Below are 4,833 nucleotides of genomic sequence, written 5' to 3' on the forward strand. Positions count from 1 at the left end.
CTCCGCCGTCGCCCTCGCTGCAACCGTCATCTTCTGGCTGTGATCAACGAGTCCTGAGCCTACACTGTTGATCGGCAGCGGCGCGGCAGCGGCCGCAGTGATCGCCGTAGAGTTGGTGTTGCCGCCGTCGCCGCAGGCTGTGAGCAGAACGATTATGCCGAACGCCACCGGCGCGAACGGATTCTGGGCCATGTGTACTCTCCTTGGGTAAGCCCTGACGCGGGCGGTTGAACAGGATCGTTCCCGGTTAGTGCCGGGCTCGCAAGCAAAAATGACACGTCTGGTGGACAGACGTGGACGTGGGTCTGCGGCCAGTTGCGTGAATGGATTTGGTGCAACTCCTCGGCGCGAACGTGCGTCGTCAGCGAAAGCTGAAGGGGCTGTCGCAGGAGGAGCTATCGCTGCGAGCGGATATGAAGCGCAGCTACGTCAGCGATCTGGAGCGGGGCACGCGCAACCCGTCTGTGCGAGCTCTGGGTCGGCTAGCGAACGCGCTGGGCGTCGAGCCGGCGTCACTGTTGCGCTCAGGCGAGTGAAGGCAGCCTGCTTTCACCTACCTATATAAGTTCCTCTGTTTCGCGCGTGCATCTCCGGCCACTATCTCAGGTCTGACACGCCCGTCAGGCCGTACTCTCGAAAGCGCCTGCCGACCACCGGCGGAACGAGTTCAGGAGCCCACACCATCGAACGAGAGCGTTCACTGGTTTCCGTCTGCGCATGAACGACGCGAGAGCTATCGATCTGTTAAGACCGCCCGCCGGCGCCACCGGAAGCCGTCCCAGGCAGGACCCACGTGGGTTCACAAGCCAAAGCCTGTTAGCCTCAGCCGCCGCCCCGTCCGTGTCGAAAGTGCCATAAAGAAGGTGGTGCCGCTTACAGGACTCGAACCTGTGACCCCCGCATTACGAAGGCTAGCGAGTCATCGTAAAGGGGCGTGCTTTTTCAACTACTTGCCGATCAGTCCGGACTGCCGGTCGGAGCCGACCCATGCGCTTCCCAAAATCACGCACCGCCGCCGTCCGATCGTTTCCTAGCGAAAGCACTTTCGCGTGGGAAAAGCCGGAAATTTGACCTGCGTCATACCTGCGAGCCGCTAAACCATATTGTCAGCGCGGGCGCGAGCAAGAGCGAGTTTTAAGCACAACGCCGCGGCGGAGCTTTTCGAGAAGCGAGTTACTAAGGCTTCCTGATCGTCCGCTCGCGAAGCTCTGTGAAGGCGAGGCTGGCCTTCTTTATCGCAAGCTCGACCGCAAGCAGATCGAGCCCGAGCGCGAGTTCCGGACGCGAGGTCATGGACAGGATAGCGGCGAGCACGGCGTCTGACTCGTGCGCCAAGCTCATCAGGTAGTGTCCGCTCGGACCGGCGGCCCCGGTCATCCAGGTTCGCGCAGTCCGCTCCGATGCCCCTGTCCAGCGCATCACAATCTTTGTTGCAGCTCCGGTGGCACCGAGCTCGCCTCGAAGCGCGCCGCTTATTGCATGGATGTAGTCGCGCTCGGATACCCGTATAGGCCCGTTCGGCAGCCGGCTGCCGGTCTTCGGAATCATGATTCCGCCCCTTCCAGGTTATTGACCCGTTAGGCGTACGCGCGCCGCTGTTAAGGCCGTCGGATGGTCATCAACTGGAATGTGACGACAAGTGAAGAACCGCCGCGTGTCGAGCGGGTACGCGCGGCTGAGTATGTCCGCATGTCGACCGAACATCAGCAATACTCAACCGACAACCAGGCGGCCGCCATCCGTCGCTTCGCCGAAATTCACGGCTACGAGATTGTTCGTACGTACCAGGACGACGGCAAGAGCGGTCTAAACCTCTCCGGTCGGTCGGGGCTCAAGCTCTTGCTCTCCGACATCGACGCGGGTCGGGCAGACTTCAAGGCACTCCTTGTTTACGACGTGAGCCGGATGGGCCGCTTTCAGGACCCGGACGAGGCCGCCACACACGAACTTCGGATCCGGTCCGCTGGCATCCAGGTGGAGTACTGCGCGGAGCAATTTAGGAACGACGGCAGCATGAGCTCTTCGCTCATCAAAACTGTCAAACGGACGATGGCCGCGGAATACAGCCGCGAGTTGTCGGTGAAGGTGTTCGCAGGACAGGCGAACCTGATCAGACGCGGCTATCGGCAGGGCGGGGCCGCCGGTTTCGGACTGCGTCGTCTTCTCGTAGACATAAACGGCGAGCCGAAGAGCGAACTCGGCCGCGGGGAGCACAAAAGCATCGCTACTGACCGAGTAATCCTGGTGCCCGGACCTCCGGAAGAAGTGGCCGTCGTTCAAGAGGTCTATCGGCGATTTACAGAGGAGGGTCAGACGGAACGCGAGCTCGCCGAACTGCTGAACGAGCGCGGGCTTATCACCGATCTAGGACGGCCTTGGAGCCGAGGCACGGTCCACCAGCTTCTCATCAATGAGAAGTATGTCGGTGACAACGTCTGGGCACGAACCTCCTTTAAGCTGAAGCGCGAACACGTTCAGAACGCCAAAGACAATTGGATCAGGGCTGAGGGTGCGTTCACGCCAATCGTCGATCGCGCTACGTTCGCCGCTGCACGCGCAATCATTGAGGCAAGGTCCGAACGTCTCAGCGATAAGGCGATGCTTGACCTGCTGGGCGCCATCTTTGCAGGCAATGGCCTATTGACCGGGCTGATCATCGATGAAGCGGAGGATGCCCCCTCAAGCAGCGCGTACAGAAACCGCTTCGGCAGCTTGCTTCGCGCCTACGAACTTGTCGGCTTCGCGCCTGATCGCGACTATCGCTACCTGGAAATCAACCGGAAGCTCCGGCAGCTTCACCCGGAGCTCGTTGCGGACACGATTAAGGCGCTCACCAGGTCCGGCGGCGGCGTTATCCGTGATCGTGATACGGACCTTCTCACGATCAACGGCGAGTTCACCGCCTCGCTCGTAGTGGTTCGGTGCGTCCAAACCGCCGCTCGGGCGCTCCGCTGGAAAGTTCGATTGGACACGCCGCTTAAACCTGATCTGACGGTCGCTATTCGTATGGCGCCGGGCAACGAGCTGCCGCGCGACTACTATCTGCTGCCTCGGCTTGATCTTGGCGACGCAGTGCTGCGGCTGTGCGAGCACAACGGGCTATCGCTGGATGCCTATCGGTTCGATGATCTTTCCGCCTTTCACCGGATGGCGGCACGACGGCCTTGGAGGACCGCCGCATGAGCACTGTACAGCCGGCGCAGCGCGTTGAGTGGATCCCGCTCGACCGGATAACCGTCGTCAATCCCCGCGCGCGCAACAAGCAGGGTCACAAGGAGATCACCGACAACATCGCGCAAATTGGTTTGAAGCGCCCAATCACCGTGACACGCCGAGTGGAGTCGGGCGGTCCCTTTTACGACCTTGTCTGTGGCCAGGGTCGGCTGGAAGCGTATCAGGCGCTTGGCCAGGCGGAAGTTCCTGCGCTCGTCGTTGCTGCAGACGCCGAAGATTGTCTGATAGCCAGTCTCGTTGAAAACTGCGCGCGTCGTCAGCACAGCGCAATCGACCTGCTGCAGGATATCGGTCGGATGCGAGAAGCCGGTCACAGCATTATGCAGATCGCTCGCAAGACCGGGCTAACGTTTGAATATGTAGGGGGCGTGGCGCGCCTGCTGGAGAAAGGGGAACAGCGGCTACTTCAGTCCGTGGAATCTCGGGTGATGCCACTTAGCGTTGCTGTCGAGATCGCCGAAGCGGCGGATCATGACGTGCAGCGCGCGCTTCAGGATGCTTACGAGAAAGGATCATTACGCGGTCGTCGCCTGATCGCGGCCAAGCGCATCGTGGAGGCACGTCGACGTTCAGGTAAAGGCCTGAAGCAACAAACCGGCAAAGCGCACTCCGGTCAGCGGTTATCACCAGCGGCTCTAATCCGGGCATATCAAGAGGATGTGGACCGTAAACGGGCGTTGATTGGACGCGCAAACTCCGCGCGTGATCGGCTGCTCCTTCTGACCGAGGCACTTCGCAGATTGCGCTTAAGCGAACAGTTCTCGGCTCTGCTAGAAGACGAAGGCCTCGCCACCATGCCGGCGAACCTTGCGGACCGCCTCGAACGCATGGGTGCTACGTCATGAGTCCCGCGCCAAGTGGCATAGCCGTAAAGCTGGGCTTCGAAGAGGCGAGCCTTCGAATTCCGATCGCCAACATTCTACCGTTGCGCGCGGTGACGGCGGCCGTGAAAAAGTCGGTAAAGTACAATCAGATTGCCGCCTCAATAGCCGAGGTTGGGATCATTGAGCCGCCGGTTGTCGCGCGGGATGCGACTGACCCGGCTCGGTACCACCTGCTGGATGGTCATTTGCGGGTCAAAATCGTTCAAGATCGCGGCGTCACCGAAATTGTCTGCTTGGTCGCGACAGACGATGAAGCGTTCACCTATAATCGGCGCGTATCCCGGATCGCGATCATCCAGGAACACAAGATGATCCTGAACGCGGTGAAGAAAGGCGTTTCGGAAGAACGGCTGGCACGAGCCTTGAACGTCGACATAGCCAGCATTCGCAAAAAACGAAACCTGCTCGTCGGAATATGCCCGGAAGCCGTGGAGTTGCTGAAAGACCGGCATGTACCGATTCACGTGTTTACCGAACTCCGGTTCCTCAAAGCAGTTCGGCAAGTTGCGGCGGTCGAAAACATGATTACCATGAACCGATTCACGGTCAGCTATGCCCGTTCGCTAGTTGCCTCTACTCCGGATGATCAGCTGGTCGCGGGCAAGCCGCGTCGCGTTGCTGGGCTCACCGACGATCAAGTCGCGACCATGCAGCTAGGGTCAGGACTCATTGGTCATAGCCAGAAGATGACGGTGGCAGCGAGGGCGATGGCGGA

At 60.3% G+C, this 4,833-nt stretch carries 6 protein-coding genes; 4 read left to right on the plus strand and 2 right to left on the minus strand.

From position 1 onward, the window contains the following. On the minus strand, nt 1-192 hold a 192-nt coding region (locus B7L05_RS14300), incomplete at its 3' end, for a hypothetical protein (RefSeq protein WP_144037313.1). A 131-nt stretch (nt 193-323) separates the two neighbouring features. On the opposite strand from B7L05_RS14300, the gene B7L05_RS14305 reads away from it, so the two are divergent. Further along, the gene (locus tag B7L05_RS14305) at nt 324-536 is read left to right on the plus strand and encodes a helix-turn-helix domain-containing protein (protein WP_085810973.1); all 213 of its coding nucleotides are present in this window, start codon (nt 324-326) and stop codon (nt 534-536) included. 640 nt (nt 537-1,176) lie between these two features. On the opposite strand, the gene B7L05_RS17015 is transcribed toward B7L05_RS14305, so the two are convergent. Further along, nucleotides 1,177-1,548, minus strand: coding sequence for a hypothetical protein (locus B7L05_RS17015; protein WP_144037314.1), 372 nt, complete (start codon nt 1,546-1,548; stop codon nt 1,177-1,179). A gap of 63 nt (nt 1,549-1,611) precedes the next feature. Here B7L05_RS17015 and B7L05_RS14315 point away from each other — a divergent pair, with 63 nt between their 5' ends. The 3 genes from B7L05_RS14315 to B7L05_RS14325 all read left to right on the plus strand — a co-directional run. Next, nucleotides 1,612-3,183 carry a recombinase family protein gene (locus B7L05_RS14315; protein WP_085810975.1) on the plus strand — a complete coding sequence of 524 codons (1,572 nt, stop codon included), beginning with the start codon at nt 1,612-1,614 and terminating at the stop codon, nt 3,181-3,183. Further along, nucleotides 3,180-4,079: a plasmid partitioning protein RepB C-terminal domain-containing protein gene (locus tag B7L05_RS14320; RefSeq protein ID WP_085810976.1), complete on the plus strand. Its 900-nt coding sequence runs from the start codon at nt 3,180-3,182 to the stop codon at nt 4,077-4,079. Before B7L05_RS14315 ends, B7L05_RS14320 begins: the two co-directional genes overlap by 4 nt. After that, nucleotides 4,076-4,833: plasmid partitioning protein RepB C-terminal domain-containing protein (locus tag B7L05_RS14325; protein WP_085810977.1), on the plus strand; the 758-nt coding region annotated here is incomplete at its 3' end. The genes B7L05_RS14320 and B7L05_RS14325, both read left to right, overlap by 4 nt.

The sequence above is a fragment of the Sphingomonas sp. TZW2008 genome (assembly GCF_002117915.1).
Taxonomy (GTDB): Bacteria; Pseudomonadota; Alphaproteobacteria; order Sphingomonadales; family Sphingomonadaceae; genus Sphingomonas.